This is a genomic window from Polaribacter sp. 2305UL8-11 (assembly GCF_058147165.1).
On the sequence record NZ_JBYVJW010000093.1, the window covers coordinates 1 to 241 of the forward strand.

At 32.0% G+C, this 241-nt stretch carries 1 protein-coding gene; it reads left to right on the forward strand.

All coding sequences use genetic code 11. The features are described from left to right. Window positions 1-241: hypothetical protein (locus ACY2RW_RS16315; protein ID WP_490123785.1), on the forward strand; the 241-nt coding region annotated here is incomplete at both ends.

A 241-nucleotide genomic window follows, 5' to 3' on the forward strand; every position in this document is an offset into this window, starting at 1 on the left:
TATCTAACTTAAATCCATATGACATCGACAGAATATCAATTTTACAATCTGGTCATGCAACCGCATTATATAGTTACAAAGGAGCAAATGGAGTTATCTTGATAACAACAAAATCTGGTAAAATAGGAAAAGCAAAAGTAGACATAAATTCTGCAGTTTCTATTGATAATGTTTTAATTAGTCCACACCTTCACCATCCATATGGGCAAGGAAGGTTTAATACTGCAACAAATACTTTAGA